A 20,686-nucleotide genomic window follows, 5' to 3' on the forward strand; every position below is an offset into this window, starting at 1 on the left:
GATCATGGAAGGGGATAACTTTTTTTACGCATCGTACAAAGGCTCGAAAGATTTTACACAGCAGCAGGTACACACCGCCAATGCCACCGGCTTTGGCGCGGCTGCCGATGATTATGCAGAGAGAGGCATTGATTTGAATGAGCACCTGGTCAAAAACAAACCCGCGACGTTTTTTCTCCGCGTGAACAGCGATGCGATGGTCGGCGCCGGTGTGCACGTAGGCGATGTGGTCATCGTGGACCGCTCGCTGGAACCAAAGAATGGCCGCCTTGTCATTGCCGTTGTTGACGGGGAATTACTCATCCGCAAACTGGAGATCAACAACAACCAGACACGGTTGACAACCGCGAACAAACGATTAGCCTCCCTGGATGTTACCGGAATGCAACTGCACATTTGGGGGGTGGTCACCTACGTTATCCACAAAGCATGAAAGCCATCGTCGACTGCAATTCATTTTATTGTTCCTGCGAAAAAGTGTTTCAGCCTTCACTGCACAACCAACCCGTTGTGGTGCTAAGCAACAACGATGGCTGTATCATTTCACGCAGCGATGAAGCAAAACAGCTTGGCGTTGGCATGGCAGGCCCCTATTTTCTTGCCCGGCCCCTGATTGAAAAACACAACGTGGCGGTCTTCTCGTCCAACTACAATTTATACGGTGATATGAGCTGGCGGGTAATGGATGTGTTGAAGCAGACCGTTGGCGCGGAAAACGTGGAAGTGTATTCGGTTGATGAGGCATTCCTGCACCTGGAGCAGTACACCACCGGGCAACTTCAAACCTTATCCGAATACTTGCGGGATACGGTGGAGCAGTGGACCAGTATTCGTGTGTCCATCGGCGTGGGCCCCACTAAAACACTGGCTAAAATAGCCAACAGGATGGCAAAGCAGGACAAGCAACGTTCGCAGTGCATTCTTCTTTTCGATACCGACGAAAAAATACGGGAAGCCCTTAAAATCACCCGTGTGCGGGAGATCTGGGGCGTTGGCAGCCGCTATGCCGACAAGCTGGAGCAAAGGGGCATCCGCACGGCCTGGGACCTGCAGAACCTTTCGGAAGAATGGGCCCGGAAAAACCTGGGCGGCGTGGTTGGCGTTCGCCTGATTAAAGAACTTCGCGGCGAGCCCGCCATTGAAATGAAGGATGCGCTTGAAACAAAAAAAATGATTGCCACTACGCGTATGTTCGGCTGCACGGTCACCGAGCTGAAAGACCTGAAAGAAGCTGTTGCCACCTACGCGGCACGGGCCGCTGAAAAACTGCGGCGCCAGAACGGTGCCGCCGCTATGATTAGCACCTTCCTGGTGTCGCAGGAAAAAATCGATGGCCCGCGGTTTCGCCACGGTCCGACCACCAGTGCCTGTACCACGCTGCTGCAACCCACGGCGCTGACCAACGAATTGATCAAACCCGCCGTTCGCATGGCGGAGCAGTTGTTTGTGCCCGGCAAAAAATACAAAAAGGCCGGTGTCATTTTAAGCGGCATTGTTCCGGATTCTTCCATCCAGTCCAACCTGTTTGAACCCACCCAAAGCATTGGCCGCTTTTTGATGGAACAAATCGACAACATCAATTTCAGCATGCGGGGCGACGTGGTAAAGTTTGCCGCGTCGGGGACAAAGCGGGACTGGAAGATGCGGCAGGCCTTTCATTCGCCGCGCTACACCACGCGGTGGGATGAGTTGTGCAAGGTCAGATAGCGCGGTTGGTTTCCTGTACCAGCCATTCGGCCGGTGTGTAGCGAGGCTGTTTTTTACAAAGGGCTTGCAAAAGGTTGACGATGTTTTGCAGGCCGATTTTTTTCGCCCATTCAAACGGGCCGTAGGGATAGGCCGTACCGAGTTTCATGGCTGTATCAATTTCTTCCCCGGTGCTGACGCCTTCACCCAATGCAAGGTAGGCTTCGTTCACAATCATGCTTACGATACGTGGCGTTACAAAGCCCGGTTCGTCGGGCAACCATTCCACGGTTTTACCCAATTGGGAAAATACGTTTTCCGCACCGGCTTTCCTGCTTTCATCCAGGCAGGACGCTTCAATCACCGGCGATGATAAAAAACTATCCCACCCGTTGATGCGAATAAAGGAAGCGTGTGTTTGCTGCAGCGTATCCGTGACGGAATTAACCACGACAAGAGCAGGCAAAAGCCGGCTTAAAAAAGCATTGCGTTCCGGTGTATTTATATAACACAAATCCAGAAAAGCACCGGCGCCGGCATGCTGCAGAAAGTCCTGTTCATCCTCTACCCACACCAGGCCATCCGCGTTCTGTACGGCCAGTTCGGCCTTCTGGCTTTCCTTTGCTAAAACAACCACCTGCATGGCACGAATTACACACATTCATCCGACTTGAACAAATGAAGACCGCAACAGGCGACAAAAAACTTTGGCGCAAGTCGTGCAAATTCCTGTAATTCGTGACATGGAAAAAAAGATCATCACCACCCAAAGTGCACCGGCGCCCATTGGCCCTTACAACCAGGCCGTTCTTGTAAATGGCACGCTCTATATTTCGGGGCAGGTTTGCATTGATCCGCAAACCAATGGCCTGAAGAACCGCGACATCCAGGAAGAAACGCACCAGGTGATGCAAAACCTCAAAGCCATTTTGACCGAAGCAGGCATGACGTTCGGCAACGTGGTCAAAACAACCATCTTCATCACCGACATGAATCAGTTTGGCGAGATCAACGAGATCTATGGCAAATACTTTAGCGGCGATTTCCCGGCACGTGAAACCGTGCAGGTTTCGGCCCTTCCCAAAGCAGTCAACATCGAGATCAGCATGATCGCGGCGCACTAAAACACGTCAGGGTGAGTTGCCGGCTGAACCAGGAGAGTTCGTGCGACAATTAGCCCGGCTTGCAACCATTGTCGCTTCTCCCGGCAGCATACCACCCGGCACAGAAGCCAAACCTTTTTTCGTTAATTTGACGAAAGCAATGCCGCAACCATGCTTCTTTGGGTACGACAAAATCTTTTCAAAATAGTGCTTTGGGCATCGAACCGGTTTGCTTCCCGGCCCGAAAAAAATGCTGTCTTTGAATCCCTGAGCAAATTGCACGAAGCCATCGGGTCCAACAAAGAAAGCAAGGGCATCGTCATCCCGTTTGCCGCTGCAACGGGCCGCTTTGTCATTTTCTCCGACCAGCACAAAGGCGCCAAAAACGGCGCTGATGATTTTATGCTTTGCGAGCCGGCCTACCTCGCTGCGCTGGATCATTATTTTGAAAACGATTTTCATTTTGTGTCGCTGGGCGACAGCGAGGAGTTATGGGAAAACAGGCTTTCCAGCGTGCTGAAAAAACAGCAGCCCAGTTTTGACCGCTACAGGCGTTTCGCTGCAGCTAACCGCCTGTACAAAACCATCGGCAACCACGACCTTGACTGGAAAAACAATCCGCTGACAATGGCGCAGGTCAGGTTGATCTTTAAAACCAGCCTTTGCATTTATGATGGTATTCTTCTGCAAACGGAGATCAAGGGCAACCGGCTTTCTATTTTCTGCACACATGGCCACCAGGGCGACAAGGCAAGCGACGGCAACTGGTTCAGCAAGTTTTTTGTATCGAAGATCTGGGCACCCCTCCAAATTCTTTTAAAAATCAATCCCAACACGCCGGCCTACGATGCACAATTGAAAACCCTGCACAACCGCCTGATGTACGAATGGAGCAACGAACAGCAAAACCTGCTGCTCATCACGGGCCACACCCACCAGCCGGTCTTTGAATCACTGACACACATCGAGCGGCTTTATCGCCAGTTGCTGTTGGCAAAAGCCGGCGGCGACGAAAAGACGGCTGCCGAAACCGAAGTCGAAATTCAAAAACGCAAATTTGAATACAGCCATGTTTCGTCGGATTACCTGAACATGCGGCCTTCTTATTTCAATTCCGGCTGCTGCTGCAACAACGACGGCGACATCACGGGTATCGAGATTGAAGACGGTTGCCTGCGGCTGGTGAAATGGACCTCTAAAGCCGGCCATCCGCATCGCGAGGTGCTGGAAGAAGAAACACTGGAGGTGCTGTTGCAGGCTGTTGCGGCAAAACCAATCCCCGAGAAAAACAACGCTGCAGAAAGTTCGGCGATGTGAAACCCGGCCGCGACCAGTTACTGCCATACAACCAAAAAAGGGTCCCCTTGTTTCCACCGGAAAAACGAATCAGCACACGGCGATATAAAAAAGAACCGGGGCTTGCCACTTCTCTTTGCCTGATCGTGAAGGTCGTTGTTATCTTTGCCGTTGTGAGTCTTCTTTTAAACATTGACACGGCCGTGCAGTCGGCTTCGGTGTGCCTGGCCGATGGCGACCGGGTTCTTGCTACGAAAATCAACCCGTCGCAAAAAGATTCGGCAGCCTGGCTGCATGTGGCCATCCAGGACCTGTTAACCGAAAATGGTGTACATCCAAACCAGTTGAAGGCAATTGCCGTGAGTGCGGGTCCCGGCTCTTACACCGGCTTGCGGGTGGGAATGGCAGCAGCCAAAGGTTTGTGTTATGCCCTGTCGATTCCGCTCATCAGCATCAGCACCCTGCAAATGATGGCGGCGGCCATCAACGATCCGGAGGCCGATCTTCTTTGCCCGATGATTGACGCAAGGCGCATGGAGGTCTTCACCGCCCTTTTCGATGTTTCGCTGAACGAAGTCATGCCGCCGACTAACCTGATATTAACACCTGACAGCTTCAACGGCTGGCTGCAAAAACACCGCATCCTGTTTTTTGGCAACGGCAGCCAAAAAGCAATGGACCTTTTCGAGAATTCTAATGTTGCTTTCGCAGCGAGTACAGCAACGGCACAGGATATGATTTTGCTGTCGGCAAAAAAATTTCAGGAGGGGCAATTTGCCAGTCTTGCTTATAGCGAGCCTTATTACGGTAAGGATTTTCACTCACCTATTTCTAAAAAGTTTTATTAAAACTTCTTCTTCTGTGTATAGAAATCATGCAGTTTGGAAAGATATATGTTTAAATTGCGTTGCATAAACAACTATTAATAAAGAACAGTATCTATGATTATGGAAAAAGTTGCATCTGCCAAGGATGAACTGAAGATTGACGCGATCCAGCTAAAAAAGGCCGCGCTGATCTTCCGGGCTATCAATCACAAGCTCCGGCAGCAAATGATTAAGTTCATCAACCAGCACGGAAAAATTACCGTGACTCAGATTTATGTGAAGTTGCGTTTGGAACAATCTGTTGCCTCGCAACACCTGGCGATTTTACGCAAGGCTGGATTTGTGACCACCGAAAGAGACGGTAAGTTTATTTATTATTCCATCAATCACGACCGCCTTGGCGAAATTCATAAAGTAGCCCACGAGCTGCTGAAATAGGCCTCCCATCTTCACATTTTCCTTTCGTTGTAAGGGTTACTTTTGCAGCGAAAGGATTTTTTATGTTTGTTCAGCAACTGTACACAACCTGCCTTAGCGAGGCGGCTTATTATATCGAGAGCAATGGCGAGGCAGCCGTGGTAGATCCCCTGCGCGACATCGACGTTTACCTCCGGCTGGCGGCGGAACGCAAAGCCACGATCAAATACATCTTCGAAACCCATTTTCATGCGGACTTTGTGAGCGGCCATCTTGACCTGGCCAAGGCCACCGGCGCCACCATCGTGTACGGGCCTGAAACCGAAACGGCCTACCCGGTGCAGGTAGCGAAAGACGGCGAAACATTCCCGGTTGGCCAACTAACGGTGCAAGTGCTGCATACTCCCGGTCACACGCTGGAATCCTCCTGTTATTTGCTGAAAGACGAAAACGGCAACGATCATTGCGTGTTTACCGGCGATACGCTTTTTGTGGGTGACGTGGGCCGTCCCGACCTTGCCCAGGATGGCACGAACCTTACCAAAGAAGACCTGGCCGGCCTGCTGTACGACAGCATCCAGACAAAACTGTTGCCCCTGGCCGACAGCGTGATTGTTTACCCGGCACATGGCCCGGGCAGCTCCTGCGGCAAAACGTTTACCGGGAAAGAAAGCACGATCGGCGCGGAAAAGAAAACCAACTATGCACTGCAGGCCGCCAGCAAAGAGGCCTTTATCAAGGTCGTTACGGAAGGACTCACCGACCCGCCGCAGTATTTTCCCATCAATGCAAAAATCAACAAAGAGGGATACGAAAGCTTTCACGACATGCTGGAAACGGCACTCCGGCCACTTTCGGTGGACGTCGTAAAAAAGGCCTTGCAGGAAGACAGTATTTTACTCGATACACGACCAGCGGCCCAGTTTACCATGGGCTTTATTCCCGACTCCATTTTTATCGGGCTGGAAGGTCGCTTTGCCGAATGGGCTGGCAGCCTGTTGCCCTTTGATAAAAACATTGTGCTGGTAACAGAGGAAGGAATGGAAAAAGAGGCCGTTACCCGCCTGGCCCGGGTCGGCTTCAGCAAAATCGAGGGCTACCTGGCAGGTGGTTTTGAAGCGTGGAGAACCGCTGGTGAGCCCATCGACATGGTGATTGATGTGGAGGCCGATGAACTGGCGATGGATCTTCCCTTCGACGAGAACCTGGTGGTGCTCGACGTTCGCCGGCCGGCCGAATATGCCGACGGACACGTAAAAGGTGCCCTGAATGTTTCCCTTAACGAACTGGCCGACCCCGCCAACATGAGCAACCTGGAAGAAGACCAGAACATCTATGTGCATTGTGCCGGTGGTTACCGCAGTGTGGTTGCCGCTTCGCTGCTCAAGCGCCAGGGCATTCACAACATCCGTAATGTTTTGGGCGGCTGGGGAAAAATCAAAGAAGAAAAAAAGATCGCAACGGAAAAAGAAAAAAGCGTTTTGAATTAGGCAAGCCGCTCGTGGCTTGTTGTCATAGCCGGGCAATCGTGAAAGATTAAACATTTCTTTCACGATTGCCCGGCTTTTTTACCCCAAAATGGGTATTGACTCCAATGGTTCAATCATGCAACTTTGTTAGTGCAAGGGCAATCACCCTTACCATAATCAAGTAACGTTTTTTATTCTTAGTTGTACAAAAGTAGGAGCATGTCTATGCTCCTTTTTGTTTTTATAAACGTCCAGGTTTGTACGTATTTAAGATTCGTTGGATATCTAACCCAAAAGGGGTAGATATTATTTTTTGTATTGATTTTATTGCTATTTTATACCCTGTTTGGGGTAGCGGCCCCAAACCACCAGAATCAAACTTTGTAAAACACTACCTATGACGCTTATTGTGAATGCAGACGGCATGATGAACGACAGCCCGCTGACCCTAAGAGAAAGAGATATTTTGAACCTTTGGGCGAGGGGACTCAAACAAAAGCAAATTGCGGCCGAACTTTTCCTGAGCCCCGAAACGGTCAAAAAACACCTGCGCAATGTATACAAGAAACTCAACGCACATAACAAAGTCCAGGCCCTGACAAAAGCGGGCTACCTGTAACACCCATTTGCAATGCGCAACGGGCTATAGGCAATCGGGAAAACGCAAGTCTGACAGGGAATTGCTTCAAAGACAAATGCTGGAAAGCAAAATGAAAACGGCATGTACCCGGCGGCGCCTATAATACCCGTTCCCCAAATTCTTCTTTCCAGCTCCATTTCCAGCGACGGTGACTCCAGAGGTACATTTCAGGGTATAGGCTGATAAACCGTTCGAGGTAGGCAGCATAATTTTTTGTAAGCTGGCCCTTTGGCAGGGAGGCCGGTTCGCTTTCGCCCAGTTGAAAAAACCCTTTGTAATAGCCACGTTTTGTCCTGGTAAAGTAGCAAAAGATGACGGGCAGGTTGGCCACTCTTGCACCGTTTTCGGGTGCCCGTAAGAAAGGCGTGGGCCGGCCAAAAAAATCGACCCAGTAGGCATTCCGCGGATCGGCCGGGCTTTGATCCGCCACAAGGCCCAAAACGTATTGCGTCTTGCGCCAGGGCAGGATGGCAGACCGGATTTTGGTGGCCGGCAGCAAGGCCGCACCGGTGCGTGTCCGGATCTTTAAAAACAGGCGTTCAAACAGCCCGCTTTCGATGGGCATGTACACGGTGAGCAATTTCTGAGGAATGTTGGCGGCGATGGCCAGGTTGGCCAGTTCCCAGTTGAAATTATGCCCGGTGTGAATCTGGCATTTCGTTCCCCGCTCGTACACCTGTTTGAAAACAGAATAATCGGCCGTAAAATGTTTGTTGATGTAAGCGGTATCGGCACTCAGCAGCTTGATGGTCTCGATGAAATTATCTGTAAAGTTTTTGTAGAACTGCCTGGCGATGCGCCTGCGCTCCTGTTCCGTTTTGCCCGGAAACGCAATGGCCAGGTTGGAATAGACGACCTTCTTGCGGTAGCCGACGATGTAATACAAAATGCCGTACGCCAAATCGGAGAGAACAAACAACACCCTTAGGGGCAACAACGACAACAGGTACAACAAACCATAAACGACATAATACATACAGGGCGCAAAGATAGATGGGAACAAGAGAACCGGTGAACAGCCGAACAAGGAATACAGAATGGCGAAGCGGAATTCCTTTGTTCATCCGTTTTCTCGAATTGCAGCCAGACTGCAAGCCGAAAGAATACCTGCGCCTGAAGCACGTCGAAAATCATCCTTCCCTGTTCGCCTGTTCGATATCCTACAGCACAATATTCTGCACCAGCTCTGACTTAAACGGGTAGTCGGTATTGTAGTGGAGGCCGCGGCTTTCTTTGCGGAAGGCAGCACCTTTGGTAATGAGGTAGCCCACTGTAATCATGTTGCGCAACTCGAGCAGGTAAGGCGAAACCGTGGTGGTCTGGTACAAGCCTTCCGTCTCTTCAAACAAGAGGTCGATGCGCCGTATGGCACGCTGTAAACGGACGATGTTGCGAACAATGCCTACGTAGTCGCTCATCACCTGCTGCAACTCTTTCAGGCTTTGCGTTATCAGGATCATTTCCTTGGGTTCGGCCGTTCCTTCCGCATTCCAGTCCGGGATGGGCGGAAGCGCGGCAATCGCATCGATCCGGCTGGCTGCATCCACATAACAGCGGTGGGCAAAGACCATGGCCTCGAGCAGCGAGTTGGAGGCAAGGCGGTTGGCACCGTGCAAGCCGGTCGACGCACATTCGCCGCAGGCATAAAGATTATTGATCGAGCTCCTGCCCCATTCATCGGTTTTGATACCGCCGCAACTGTAATGTGCTGCCGGTGCAACAGGAATCATGCTCTTCGCCACATCGATGCCAAGGGACAAACATTTTTCGTAAATATTCGGAAAGTGTTCCCTGAACTTTTCCATGTCCATATGCCTGCAGTCGAGATACACATGTTCGGTACCGGTGATCTTCATCTCGTTGTCGATGGCACGGGCCACAATGTCACGTGGTGCAAGATCTTTTCGCGGATCGTAGCGATCCATAAAGGCCTCGCCGTTGCTGTTGCGCAAAATGCCACCGTCGCCACGCACCGCCTCGGTGATCAGGAAGGCCTGGCCGCGCCGGCCGGCTTCGTACAAAGCCGTGGGATGAAACTGGATGAACTCCATGTTTTCAATCCGGCCTTTTGCCCGGTACACCATCGCAACGCCGTCGCCGGTGGCGATGACGGGATTCGTTGTTGTCCGATACACCTGCCCGTTACCGCCAGTGGCCAGCAGGGTGATTTTGGCAAGAACTTTTTCGATGCGGTTGGTTTGCGAATTCAGCACATACACACCGTAACAACAGATGTCGGGTGTCGACTTCGTAACGAGATAACCGAGATGGTGCTGCGTGATTACGTCGATGACAAACAGGTGATTGAGCAACGTAATGTTTGACGCTTTTTTCACGGCATCCAGCAGGGTTCTTTCCATCTCACGGCCAGTGACGTCTTTGTGGTGCAGGATGCGAAACTCGGAGTGGCCGCCTTCCTTCCCCCGCTTGTACTCGCCTTCGGCGTCTTTGTCGAACTGCGCTCCCCAGTCGATGATCTCCTGGATGCGGGCAGGCCCTTCCTTGACAACGATCTCCACCACGTCGCGGTTGCACAAACCATCACCGGCAATGAGGGTGTCCTCGATATGTTTTTCAAACGAATCGTTCTCCGGGTCGTTTACCACGGCCACGCCACCCTGTGCATACTTGGTGTTGGTTTCGTCGGGTGAGGCCTTGGTGATAACAAGCACCTGCTTTTGCGGAAACTGGTGCGCCACTTTCAGTGCATAGGTAAGGCCTGCAATACCGGAGCCAATCACGAGGAAATCTGTCTGCATGGAGGGTTCAAACTTTATGGCTGTGAAGTTAGGTGATTACCGCAGAGGAAGATAGCTCTCACAAATGCCGGGTTGGACACAGCTTTCATTTGTGACAACAGTTTTATCCGCAGGAACCTCTTCCCGTTCAACAACGTTGAAAAAACTGGGCGGATGTCGTTACATTTAGTTAACAATTTGCTGCTATGAATGTCCGCAACGTTTTCACCTCCTGCTTTTTCCTTTTTCTTCTTTGCATCTCCTGTTCTTCCGTGCATAAAACTGCCACGTCGAAAAACAGCGTGACCAACAACAACCCGCTTCCCGACTGGGCATTCGGCGGCTTTGCCCGGCCGGCAAATATGAACCCGATTATTTCGCCCAACCCGGCCTCCCGGTTCCGCGACCCGATGACAGGGAAGGAAGTGGGCTGGGAATCGAATGACACGTTCAATCCCGGTGCATCCGTGAAAGATGGCAAGGTGGTACTACTCTACCGCTCGGAAGACAAAAGCGGCATTGGCATTGGCGAACGCACCTCCCGCCTTGGTTATGCCGAAAGCAGTGATGGTCTTCACTTCACCCGGAGTGCAACACCTGTTTTGTATCCGGCCGATGACAGCCAGAAAGAATTTGAGTGGCCGGGCGGCTGCGAAGACCCGCGGGTAGCCATGACCGAGGACGGGACCTACGTGGTGTTTTACACGCAGTGGAACCGAAAGGTGCCCCGGCTGGGTGTGGCCACATCAAAAGACCTGAAGACCTGGACCAAGCACGGACCCATTTTCAAGAACGCAAGCGGCAATACCTTCAACGAGCCACACAAATCGGCTTCGATCGTCACCACGGTGAAAGACGGCCGGCAGGTCGTTGCAAAAATCAATGGCAAGTATACAATGTACTGGGGAGAGCTGGGTGTATTCATGGCCACCTCCGACGACCTGGTGAACTGGCAACCTTTGCTGGATCCTGCCGGGAAACCAAAGCCCCTGATTTCGCCAAGAGAGGGCTACTTCGACAGCGACCTGACCGAATGCGGTCCGCCGGCCGTGCTCACGGACAAAGGCATTTTGCTGCTGTACAACGGCAAGAACAACCCGCAAAAAGGCGACAGGCGATTCACCGGCAATGCGTATTGTGCCGGCCAGGTTTTGTTTGATAAAACGGATCCCACAAAAGCCATCGGCCGGCTGGATGCACCGTTTCTGCGACCGATGGAACCGTTTGAAAAAAGCGGGCAGTACGTGAACGGTACGGTGTTCATCGAAGGCCTTGTGTATTTCCAGCAGAAATGGTTTTTGTATTACGGCTGCGCCGATTCAAGGGTAGGCGTAGCGGTATTCGACCCGGTTCGCCCGGCCCCTGCCGACCCGCTGCCAATCCTGCCTAAATAGCCACTATCTTTAGTTTACAACGCCAAATCGTTCGTTATGAAACAACTTCTTCTCGCCTCGCTTTTTACACTTGCCGGCTTTGCTGCCGTCGCCCAACAAAAAGAAACCAGGACCGCCAAACCCGATCCTGCCAAAAAACTGTACACGGTGGAAGCTGCCTGCGGCCAGTGCCAACTGGGCCTGAAAGGAAAAGGCTGCAGCCTTGCCATACGCATGGACGGCAAAGCCTATTTTGTTGACGGCACCAATATCGACGACCATGGCGATGCCCATGCCGACGACGGTTTCTGCAACAAGATCCGGAAGGCCAACGTGCAGGGCGAAGTGGTTGACGGCCGTTTCAAGGCGAGTTATTTTGAACTACTGACGGGCGAGCAGAAAAAGCAAAAGACGAATTGAGGTTTGTTTGATAAATTAAACTAGTGAGTAGACCTGCCTTGGCGGGGTATTTCACTTCCTCTAATGAGTTGATTTGTGAATTGAAATACCTGAAAAGGCAGGCAGGTCGCCATTGAAAAACAAAAGATTCTGTGTTGAAACAGGCACGAAGGGAGTTTTGTTAATCTGGATAATAATTGTTGTGCGAAATTGAGTTCGTATTGAAACTAATAAGAGTATGTCCAGGTTTACTTGCCGTCCAAGACTGATATGGTTTGTTGGTTCTTTTATCTGCTTGGGTACGTTGGGTTATATGGATGGTTCCGCTTTGATTGCGCAAATCCATGGCAAAAGCTTTTTTGCCGAAGGTCGCCGACCACTCGATGGTTTGGATTGGTTCTTTTCCCTTTTCATACTGGCCCTTGTGCTCTATGTACTTTGGTATTATTTCTGGAGATTGACACTTGTTTCGTTTGATGTTTCAAAAAGACAATTGATAGTGAGACTGCCTTTTCAACTACATAAGCAACGCTACGAGTTCGATAAGGTGAATGGCTTTTACTTTACTAGCCAATGGGGCAAATGGTGTGAGATAAAACAACTGGTTCTACTACTGTCAACAAACAAAAAGATAAAAATTAGTGACTTGGAAACCGGCAACTTTCGCGAGATGGAAGCTGGAAGTTGGGAGTTATTTCCCTTCCTTGACCAAAAGACACAAACGCCCCTTACCGAAGAGCAAAAACAGGCCTACAGGAAAACGACAAATAGGACGTTTGACTATCGTCAGGCAAAGGCCATCCGCTTCTCACTAATTGTAAGTCTTGTGGTCTTGATATTGCTTGCATGCATGGATTTTAGCATTTCTTCTAATCGGTCCTTCCGCTCCCTGCCGAAACCTGTTCAAGTAGGCATATTGCTGTTAATCCCTTATATCGTTTACGAATTAGGTAAAATAGCTCGAAGAATACAACAACTGCGAGAATAACCACCTCTCAACTCTTTCGCACAACAGCAGGTTTCTAAAACCAAGGCTGACGAACAAAAGCTAAACACAATATCTTATCCGTTGGCATAAACACATTTCAGTCGTTTCCGATAATCTAAGTAATTTCAGGTTGTGAAGACACTCACTTTTAACATACCCGACAACGTGGACTTAGATTCCCGGGAAGCAGCCTTGCTTTTAGCGTCAAAGTTGTACGAACAAGGTAAACTTTCCCTGGGACAGGCTGCAGAACTGGCCGGCTATAGCAAGGGGACATTTATGGAACTGCTTGGCCGTTATGACGTATCCGTTTTCAACTACAACGAACAGGAACTGGCAAACGACATTCGCAATGCAGGCCACTATCATCTCTGATACTTCCTGTCTCATCTTACTGGACAAAATCCAGGAATTGGTATTACTAAAAATTCTTTTCGGTCAAGTGCTGACTACTCCCATTGTGGCAGAAGAATATGGCGGCATACTTCCTGACTGGATCCGCATTGAGGAACCGCAAGACAAAAAGAATCAGAAAATCTTAGAAACCTCTTTGGATAAAGGAGAGGCAAGTGCGATTGCCTTGGCGATGGAACAGGCAGACTGCCTGCTGATCATCGATGAGTTGAAAGGACGCAGGCTGGCAAAGCAACTTGGGCTCAAGATAACAGGTACATTGGGCATACTCGTTGAAGCTAAACTCAGTGGTCATATCACGTCTGTTCGGCCAATGCTGAACAAAATCAAACAAACAAACTTTCGTCTGAGTGAGCAATTAGAAAGCGCTGTTTTGAAAAATGCCGGAGAATAACAACTCCTGCCACAGGCGTCTCCCCCGCGACAATCATTTGTCTCAAACACCCACTGCGAGGTCGCATCGTTATCGATAATGTCATCAACCTGTACGCTTCACTAACGTCAAAGAATAACCTTATCTTGTATCCATCGTTTATCGTCCAGGCAACAATACATCCGCGCAGAAGAAGGATCACGAAGGAATGATAACGGGGGGTACATCGAAGAAGAAAAATTACTTGCACCGGGTATTTGTTTCGGACAGAACAGACGATGAATATTCTGCCTTCAAATACGCAAACATCACAGTGCATATATGAAAAAATATCAACTGCCGGCAAAAGCCGCCGTCCTGTTCGCCAACCTGTTTTTATTATCCTGCGGCGCAGAGAACCGACAGAACGAATTAAAACCAACAGCCAGGCCAATCGTAGGAACATGGAAACTTCTCCAGGGAACACTGATTGAGAAAGGCGATACGACGGTTACCGATTACACCCAAAACACCTCCTTCATCAAAATCATCAACGACACGCATTTTGCCTTCCTGCAGCACGATTTAAAGAAAGGAAAGGACTCGGCCGTTTTTGTCGCAGGCGGAGGCAATTATTCGCTAAGCGATAGTTTATACACGGAGCATTTGCAGTATTGCAGTGCCAGGGAGTGGGAAGGAAATGACTTTGCCTTTACCATTTCGCTAAAGAATGACACTCTCATTCAGCGGGGCATCGAAAAGATCGAAAGCGCAGGCGTAAACAGGATCAACATTGAAAAATATGTACGGATGAAAAACTGATTTCCTGCCTAATCAATCCTGCTTATGAAGCCAGCACCGGTTTCTCCACCCATACGTCACTTTCCTTCAGCAGGCCAATAAGTTCGTCCACGGCCACTTCGCTGGGCACGTTCCGCTTCACGATCTCTTTGCCTTTGTAGAGCGTGATCTTGCCCACACCGCTGCCCACGTAGCCAAAATCCGCATCGGCCATTTCGCCGGGACCGTTCACAATACAGCCCATGATGGCAATCTTCACGCCTTTGAGGTGGTTGGTCACCGCACGGATTTTTGCCGTGGTTTCCTGGAGGTCAAAAAGGGTGCGTCCGCAGGAAGGGCAACTGATATATTCTGTTTTGGAAATCCGCGTTCTGGTAGCCTGCAGAATGCTGAAGGCCGTGTTGTTGATGAACTGCTCCACCGTTCCTGACTCCTGGTAATTTCGGCCACTGACCTGCTTGTAGCTTGCCGCTTGTTGCTTGTAGCTCTCCGCCGTCATGCCAAAGCACACGCCATCGCCCATGCCGTCGAGCAAAAGGGCACCGGCTTCGGTGGCATAATGAATCAGGTGCTCATCGGCGGTTTGCCAGTAACTATCCACCGTAAGCACAACGGGGTTTTGGATGCCGCGATTCAGCAGCTCAACAAACATCCGCCGAACCGATTGCATGGCGTTTTTATTGGTGCTGCTCAGGCAAAAAACAACAGAGGGATCGTTGCCGATTTGGTTGAGATATTCCATTTCCGACAGGTAGGGAATATCGGCCGGGAAGCAATCCACCATCACAAAATTCAGCGTCCCGCTTTTTTCGCCGGCTTCGGCATAAGCCCGCTGGTCATAAATGGGAAAATATTTTTCCTTGTCTTCGGTCTGCAGCCAGGCCGCAGGATAAACAATGACCTTTAAGGTTCCGGGAAGGGAAAAGTTCAGGACGTGATGACCCGTAAAAACATAATCGGCCGCCGTATCGCTGATGTTCCATTTATCGCTGGCCTCGTCGTATTGATAGCCGATGCTTTCCAGGTCTTTCGTTGAAATGGTTTGCAGCTTGCTCAGGTCAGCAATCACCACCGGCACATGATGCCCGCCGATATTGCCGACTTCAACTGTTTCCCGACGTTTATACGCAAACGGATTATAAGGTAGTTGCTCAATTTTCGGAACTTCATTTTGCTCATTGGCCGTTACCGACTGCCGGTTGCTGTATCGCTTCACCAGGTCTTTGCACACCGGGATCTCCAGCTCGGGATCTTCTGTCAGTGAAACACGGATGGTATCGCCGATGCCGTCTTCCAGCAAAGTACCGATGCCCACCGCGCTTTTGATGCGGCCGTCCTCACCGTCGCCGGCTTCGGTCACGCCAAGGTGCAGCGGATAGATCTCGCCAAATTCTTCCTGCATGGTTTTTACCAGCAGGCGATAGGCCTGCACCATTACCTGCGGGTTGGAGCTTTTCATGCTCAGCACAATGTTGTGATAGCTTTCGCTGCGGGCAATGCGCAAAAATTCCATGGCACTTTCCACCATTCCCATTGGCGTATCTCCGTAGCGGCTCATGATCCGGTCGCTCAGCGAACCGTGGTTGGTACCGATGCGCATGGCCGTACCATACTCCTTGCAAATCTGCACCAGCGGCGTAAAGCGTTCGCGGATTCGGTCGATCTCCTCGGCATATTCCGCGTCGGTGTATTCCAGCGTTTCAAATTTTTTCTTGTCCACGTAGTTGCCGGGATTCACCCGGACCTTTTCCACGATGCGGGCCGCGATTTCAGCGGCATTCGGTGTGAAGTGAATATCCGCAACCAGCGGTGTATGGTAGCCCCGCCGGCGCAATTCGTTTTTGATATTGAGCAGGTTTTCCGCTTCTTTTTTCGAAGGCGCCGTGATGCGTACCAGCTCCGCACCGGCTTCGATGCAGCGGATGGTTTGCTCCACTGTGCCGGGGGTATCCATCGTGTCTGTGGTGGTCATGGTTTGCACACGAATGGGATGGTTATTGCCCAGGAGCAGGTCACCAATCCTTACCTCTTTGGTTAGTAAACGTTGATAGCCGGTTAGCGAAGAAGCGTAGTAAAGCATGGATCTGCAAATGTGAAAATGAGAAAATGAGAAAACCTGCAAATGCCGGATTTCGGACAACAAAAATAGACCACAAATAAAGCAAAGGATGTTATTTCATTGCGAATTAAAAGTCCCGCAAAGGTGGATGGCAGAACAAGAAGGCACCCATTTGCACATTTTCAAATTATCACATTATTCAATTATCACATTACCAGTCCTTGCTTCCGCCCGTGCCTTTTCCTTTGGCTGAACTTTGCATGCGGCGCTGCAGGTCTTTTTCCTTTTGCTCCAGTTCCTTCAGCTTTTGGTCGGCCTGGTTTTGGTTCATACCGCCGCCACCGCCGCCCTTGTTTTGTTGGTTCTGCTGGTCCTGCTGCTGTTTTTTTTGCTCCTGCAGGGCTTTCTGCAGGTTTTCGCGGGCATCTTTGTCGGCTGGGTTGATTCGCAGGGCCGCCTTATAGGATTCGATACTGTTTTCCAGGTCTTTCTGCTTGGTGTAGCTGACCCCCGCATTGTAATAGGAAGAGGCACGCAGGCTCTTGTTTTCCGAGGTGGCCACCTCGGTATAAAGCTCGTTGGCTTCCTTGAACTTCTTCTGCTGCATCAAGGCATTGGCCAGGTTGTACTTGGCTTCGGTGTTGCGGGGCGCGACGTTCAGCGCCTGGCGGTATTGTTCTTCGGCAAGGTCGAATTTCAACTGCAGGTAAAAATCATTGCCCTTGCTGATATAGCCTTTTTCGGCCTGCGAGGAGGCCTTCAGGGAGAGCACTAAAAAAATGACAACCAGCTTCTTCATTCCTTCACTTCTTTTCGGTCGGGTAAAAATAATTCGGTGAGCAAAAACAGGAACACCGGCAACAGGAACCAGATGTAATACGATTCGTAGTTCAGGGCCGATGTGTCCAACAGGGCTTTTTTGTCGACATTTTTATACTGGTCCTGGATCGTGGCCAGGGCGGCCGGGATGTTTTCGAGGTGGATATAGGTGCCGTTGGTCGTTTGCGCCACCTGCTGCAACAGTTCTTCGTTCAGCTTCGATATTACCACCTGGCCGTTTTCGTCGGTTTTGGCCTGGTGCGTGGCCGAGTCGATGATGGTGGCACCTGAAGGCGAACCCAAACCGACCGTGTTCACCATCACGCCCTTCTTGGCCAGTTCCTGCGTTGTGGGCAGGGCCTCCTCGTCGTGGGTTTCCCCATCGGTCACCAGGATGATCGTTTTAAAGCGCTGGCTGGCTTCTTCAAACGCCGCACTGCTCTGCAGAAGCGCATCGGCAATCGCCGTTCCCTGTTCCGGCACCATGTTGGGATTGGCCGTTGATACAAACAGCTTGGCCGCATCGTGATCGGTGCTCAGGGGCATCTGCGTATAAGCGTTGCCGGCAAAGACCACCAGGCCAATGCGGTCATTCGGCATTTTGTCAATCAGGCTGGTAAGGAGTTTTTGCGCCTGGGCGAGCCGGCTGGGTGCTACGTCGGTAGCCAGCATGCTGTTGCTTACGTCCAGGGCAATCACCACGTCAATGCCTTTTCGCACTTCGGCCGATTCGTCGTCGGGTTTGCGGGGGTTGGCAAGGGTTACACAGCCAATGGCAAAGGCCAGTGCAACGAGAGAAAATTTAAGGAGGGCCTTTTTGGGTGAGTGACTGCGGGTCAGTTCGGCCACCAGCCGCTCGTCGCCAATGCGCCTGGCAGCCCGCTTTCGCCAGGCGAGATAGAGAAAATAGATGGCTACCAGCACCGGTACCAAGAGCAGTAACCAAAAAGCCTCGGGATATTGAAACTGGAAATTCAATTCAATTCGTTTCGGGTCAACAGGCAAAGAATATGCTAAAGCTGTTTAAAGAGTTCACAAGTTTACGAGTTCGCAAGTTCACGAGTTATTTTCCCTGCACAAAGCCAAACTGTAAGACTGTTTACCTGTGACAACTTACTTGTGAACTCGTGAACTTGCAAACTCCCCTACCGCTGTCCCTCAAAAAATCCCAACTGTTTTAAGATGCCCCGCAGTGCCGTCATGCGGCCATTCAGTAAATCGGCCGTACTGTCTTTTGATTCCATGTTCAACACAAAAAAGTAAGGATGACGGTTTTCTTCAATCCAACCCACGACCCAGGCCAGCGGTGTGCCGTCTTCTTTCCGACCCAGGCCGGTTTTGTAGCTTAACCGGTAGGTTGGTTTGTCCTCAAACAACATCGCTTTTTTCACCACCTCCTGGTAGGGCGTAAAAAACGGGAGCTGGTTGAAATAAAGGCGCTTCACCAGGCCCATTTCTTCGTCGGGTGTAATTTTCAGCGTATTGTTCAGCCAAAAAGAATCGACAGGCCCTTTAATTTTCTTGGTGCCATAGGCAATGGAATCAACCCAGTGCTGCAGGGTATCGCGACCAATGCGGCGGGCTACTTCCTGGAAGTAGGGCACAGCCGACACACGAAAAGCCCGGTACATGCTCAGGTCCTGGTTCCACTCCGGGTTATCGCGGGTCACCCCGTCCCATTTGATGATCATGCTGTCGTTGGTGATCTTGCCGGTTTGCAGGCCCACCAGTGCGTTCACGATCTTGAAGGTGGACGCCGGCAAAAACGCACTGTCACGGTAGCGGGGCAGGTTGTAAATCGTAAATTGACCGTTGCCGTTGTTGAACAAACCAAAACAGCCTTCTGCTTTTTGTTCGTCGAAATATTTCTTCAAAGAATTATCCGTGGTGACATTGTTGGACGTGCAGGCGGCAAAGGAAAACGCAACGATGAGGAAAAGAAAAAAACGCATGCTGGGTTGAAATTTGGCGCAAAGGTAAGCGAGGGCCCGCTTGCTTGCCGGCACGAATTCTTCTTCCGGAACGAAGCAAAAAGGAGTGATGCTTTTTGCTGGCCGGACGTAAAAAGCCACCGTTGGTTGCCGCTACGGCACTTAGTCAAAGAAGCATTCGCATTCTCCCTGCATCAGTCTTGCATAAAGCAATTCGATTTGTGAACGCAGGATCCGGTCTTCCGAAAGCCCGGGCAGATCGTCGATGGCAAACCAGGCCGCATCCAATACGTCAAAACCTTTTTTCATCTCGAAGGAGAGGGCTTCGCACCAAAACACCATTTTGTACACATAAAAAGGCTGGGGCGGATGCGGATGCTTGCGTTTGTCGAACACGGCCAGCAGGCGCCGCACGTCCACATCCAGCCCGGTTTCTTCCCTTACCTCTTTGACGATGACTTCCTGCGGGCTAAATCCCACGTCGGCCCAGCCACCGGGCAACGACCACCTGCGATCGGCCATCTCCTTGACCAGCAGTATTTTTTTGTCGGGAGAAAGGATGAGTGCCCGGATATCCACTTTGGCCGTCGGGTACTCATTTACCAGCGGAAACTGTTGTTTCAGGTCCTGCACCGAATGATCGCTCAGCATCGACAGCAGGCGAAAGCTGATTTCGGACAGTTCCTGGTAGCGCTCCCTGTCGTAGTCGTTTTGGGCATACAGCAACCCGGTTTCCGCCAGTGCTTTCAGGCGTTTGATTTCTTCGAGTGGTTGGTGCATCAGTCACAAATTTATCAGCGGCCCTAGTAGTGCAAAAAATCCGGCACCTGCTCCCTACCCTTGCGTTTGCAGGCCTGGCCGGCGGTTATTTGCCGCTGTCTGTTTTCTCAAAAATTTGCCGGCTACCGCCATCGGTGGGAAAAAAGCCGGAGAGAAGCGTCAGTTTGTTGCCCTCTATCTCAAAAAAGATCTTGGTAGCCGATGGGTCGTTCGCAAGAACAAGACGGTTGGTGAACTGGCCTGCCGGCAAATCCAAACCGACTTCCGTTTGAGCTGTTGTATCACGCACCACCTCGTAGCTTCCGCTTTTCACCTGGTTGCCGTTCTGGTACTGTTCGTAAGCCGTTTCGGTAAACCGAAACCGGCTTCCGTTGCCGGGAGCATGTTGCATTGTCGGCATCATGCCGTTCTGCGATTCCCGCAGTTCCCAGGTCCCTGCCAGTGCGGCTTTTGCAAGTGGTTTTTCCGCGATTGTTTTTTTGCCGCAACCGATCAACAGGAAGAGGATCGCACCAATGCAAAGGCATAAACTCTTTTTTTGCATACCGACGTTTTTGGCACGACAAGGTAAAGCATTGGTACCAAACGGCTATC

The 20,686-nt window shown here is 50.8% G+C and carries 23 protein-coding genes; 14 read left to right on the forward strand and 9 right to left on the reverse strand.

The window, feature by feature from the left end; all coding sequences use genetic code 11:
* The first annotated feature begins 4 nt into the window (after positions 1-4).
* A complete protein-coding gene (locus D6024_RS01350; RefSeq protein WP_121352409.1) occupies positions 5-433 on the forward strand; it encodes a LexA family protein in 429 nt (142 codons plus the stop codon).
* Complete coding sequence (locus D6024_RS01355) at positions 430-1,707, forward strand: Y-family DNA polymerase (protein WP_121352410.1); 1,278 nt, start codon at positions 430-432, stop codon at positions 1,705-1,707. The genes D6024_RS01350 and D6024_RS01355 overlap by 4 nt, the downstream gene beginning before the upstream one ends.
* Here the strand turns inward: D6024_RS01355 and D6024_RS01360 are convergent.
* Positions 1,700-2,347, reverse strand: a complete 648-nt coding sequence (locus D6024_RS01360; RefSeq protein WP_121352411.1) for a 3-hydroxyacyl-CoA dehydrogenase family protein — start codon at positions 2,345-2,347, stop codon at positions 1,700-1,702. The genes D6024_RS01355 and D6024_RS01360 overlap by 8 nt on opposite strands.
* 58 nt (positions 2,348-2,405) lie before the next feature.
* Between D6024_RS01360 and D6024_RS01365 the strand changes: the two genes are divergently transcribed.
* The 6 genes from D6024_RS01365 (at position 2,406) to D6024_RS27405 (ending at position 7,417) form a co-directional block, all read left to right on the forward strand.
* Positions 2,406-2,810, forward strand: a complete 405-nt coding sequence (locus D6024_RS01365; protein WP_317125259.1) for a RidA family protein — start codon at positions 2,406-2,408, stop codon at positions 2,808-2,810.
* A 150-nt stretch (positions 2,811-2,960) separates the two neighbouring features.
* Positions 2,961-4,106: a metallophosphoesterase gene (locus tag D6024_RS01370; protein ID WP_121352413.1), complete on the forward strand. Its 1,146-nt coding sequence runs from the start codon at positions 2,961-2,963 to the stop codon at positions 4,104-4,106.
* Between the two features lie 47 nt (positions 4,107-4,153).
* Positions 4,154-4,933 carry a tRNA (adenosine(37)-N6)-threonylcarbamoyltransferase complex dimerization subunit type 1 TsaB gene (gene tsaB / locus D6024_RS01375; protein WP_162944460.1) on the forward strand — a complete coding sequence of 260 codons (780 nt, stop codon included), beginning with the start codon at positions 4,154-4,156 and terminating at the stop codon, positions 4,931-4,933.
* Positions 4,934-5,032: 99 nt separating this feature from the next.
* Positions 5,033-5,350 carry an ArsR/SmtB family transcription factor gene (locus tag D6024_RS01380; RefSeq protein ID WP_240409905.1) on the forward strand — a complete coding sequence of 106 codons (318 nt, stop codon included), beginning with the start codon at positions 5,033-5,035 and terminating at the stop codon, positions 5,348-5,350.
* Between the two features lie 62 nt (positions 5,351-5,412).
* The gene (locus D6024_RS01385) at positions 5,413-6,819 is read left to right on the forward strand and encodes an MBL fold metallo-hydrolase (protein WP_121352416.1); all 1,407 of its coding nucleotides are present in this window, start codon (positions 5,413-5,415) and stop codon (positions 6,817-6,819) included.
* A 376-nt stretch (positions 6,820-7,195) separates the two neighbouring features.
* Complete coding sequence (locus tag D6024_RS27405; protein WP_121352417.1) at positions 7,196-7,417, forward strand: response regulator transcription factor; 222 nt, start codon at positions 7,196-7,198, stop codon at positions 7,415-7,417.
* A 118-nt stretch (positions 7,418-7,535) separates the two neighbouring features.
* Here D6024_RS27405 and D6024_RS01395 read toward each other — a convergent pair whose 3' ends face one another.
* Together D6024_RS01395 and nadB are read right to left on the reverse strand one after the other, a co-directional pair.
* Positions 7,536-8,414 (reverse strand): lysophospholipid acyltransferase family protein, encoded by an 879-nt coding sequence (locus tag D6024_RS01395; RefSeq protein WP_121352418.1) that lies wholly within the window; start codon positions 8,412-8,414, stop codon positions 7,536-7,538.
* Between the two features lie 184 nt (positions 8,415-8,598).
* Positions 8,599-10,197, reverse strand: a complete 1,599-nt coding sequence (gene nadB / locus D6024_RS01400; protein WP_121352419.1) for an L-aspartate oxidase — start codon at positions 10,195-10,197, stop codon at positions 8,599-8,601.
* Positions 10,198-10,382: 185 nt separating this feature from the next.
* Between nadB and D6024_RS01405 the strand changes: the two genes are divergently transcribed.
* From D6024_RS01405 to D6024_RS01430, 6 genes are all read left to right on the forward strand, one after another.
* Positions 10,383-11,570: a glycoside hydrolase family 130 protein gene (locus D6024_RS01405; protein ID WP_121352420.1), complete on the forward strand. Its 1,188-nt coding sequence runs from the start codon at positions 10,383-10,385 to the stop codon at positions 11,568-11,570.
* 36 nt (positions 11,571-11,606) lie between these two features.
* Entirely contained in the window at positions 11,607-11,969 is a 363-nt protein-coding gene (locus D6024_RS01410; protein ID WP_121352421.1) for a DUF6370 family protein, read from the forward strand.
* 217 nt (positions 11,970-12,186) lie between these two features.
* A complete protein-coding gene (locus D6024_RS01415; protein WP_121352422.1) occupies positions 12,187-12,936 on the forward strand; it encodes a hypothetical protein in 750 nt (249 codons plus the stop codon).
* 132 nt (positions 12,937-13,068) lie between these two features.
* Positions 13,069-13,311 carry a UPF0175 family protein gene (locus D6024_RS01420; RefSeq protein WP_121352423.1) on the forward strand — a complete coding sequence of 81 codons (243 nt, stop codon included), beginning with the start codon at positions 13,069-13,071 and terminating at the stop codon, positions 13,309-13,311.
* Positions 13,289-13,744, forward strand: a complete 456-nt coding sequence (locus tag D6024_RS01425; protein WP_121352424.1) for a DUF3368 domain-containing protein — start codon at positions 13,289-13,291, stop codon at positions 13,742-13,744. Before D6024_RS01420 ends, D6024_RS01425 begins: the two co-directional genes overlap by 23 nt.
* Before the next feature lie 300 nt (positions 13,745-14,044).
* Entirely contained in the window at positions 14,045-14,524 is a 480-nt protein-coding gene (locus D6024_RS01430; protein WP_121352425.1) for a hypothetical protein, read from the forward strand.
* 22 nt (positions 14,525-14,546) lie between these two features.
* Here the strand turns inward: D6024_RS01430 and ispG are convergent, their stop codons facing one another.
* The 6 genes from ispG to D6024_RS01460 all read right to left on the reverse strand — a co-directional run bounded on the left by ispG (position 14,547) and on the right by D6024_RS01460 (position 20,636).
* Entirely contained in the window at positions 14,547-16,583 is a 2,037-nt protein-coding gene (ispG, locus tag D6024_RS01435) for a (E)-4-hydroxy-3-methylbut-2-enyl-diphosphate synthase (RefSeq protein ID WP_121352426.1), read from the reverse strand.
* A 190-nt stretch (positions 16,584-16,773) separates the two neighbouring features.
* Positions 16,774-17,361: a tetratricopeptide repeat protein gene (locus tag D6024_RS01440; protein WP_121352427.1), complete on the reverse strand. Its 588-nt coding sequence runs from the start codon at positions 17,359-17,361 to the stop codon at positions 16,774-16,776.
* Positions 17,358-18,359 (reverse strand): VWA domain-containing protein, encoded by a 1,002-nt coding sequence (locus D6024_RS01445; RefSeq protein ID WP_162944461.1) that lies wholly within the window; start codon positions 18,357-18,359, stop codon positions 17,358-17,360. Before D6024_RS01445 ends, D6024_RS01440 begins: the two co-directional genes overlap by 4 nt.
* A 167-nt stretch (positions 18,360-18,526) precedes the next feature.
* Positions 18,527-19,333 carry a class D beta-lactamase gene (locus tag D6024_RS01450; RefSeq protein ID WP_121353445.1) on the reverse strand — a complete coding sequence of 269 codons (807 nt, stop codon included), beginning with the start codon at positions 19,331-19,333 and terminating at the stop codon, positions 18,527-18,529.
* Between the two features lie 141 nt (positions 19,334-19,474).
* Complete coding sequence (locus tag D6024_RS01455; protein ID WP_121352429.1) at positions 19,475-20,092, reverse strand: NUDIX hydrolase; 618 nt, start codon at positions 20,090-20,092, stop codon at positions 19,475-19,477.
* 85 nt (positions 20,093-20,177) lie between these two features.
* Positions 20,178-20,636, reverse strand: coding sequence for a hypothetical protein (locus D6024_RS01460; RefSeq protein WP_121352430.1), 459 nt, complete (start codon positions 20,634-20,636; stop codon positions 20,178-20,180).
* Between the last annotated feature and the right edge of the window lie 50 nt (positions 20,637-20,686).

It is taken from the genome of Flavisolibacter nicotianae, from assembly GCF_003628535.1.
Taxonomy (GTDB): domain Bacteria; phylum Bacteroidota; class Bacteroidia; order Chitinophagales; family Chitinophagaceae; genus Flavisolibacter; species Flavisolibacter nicotianae.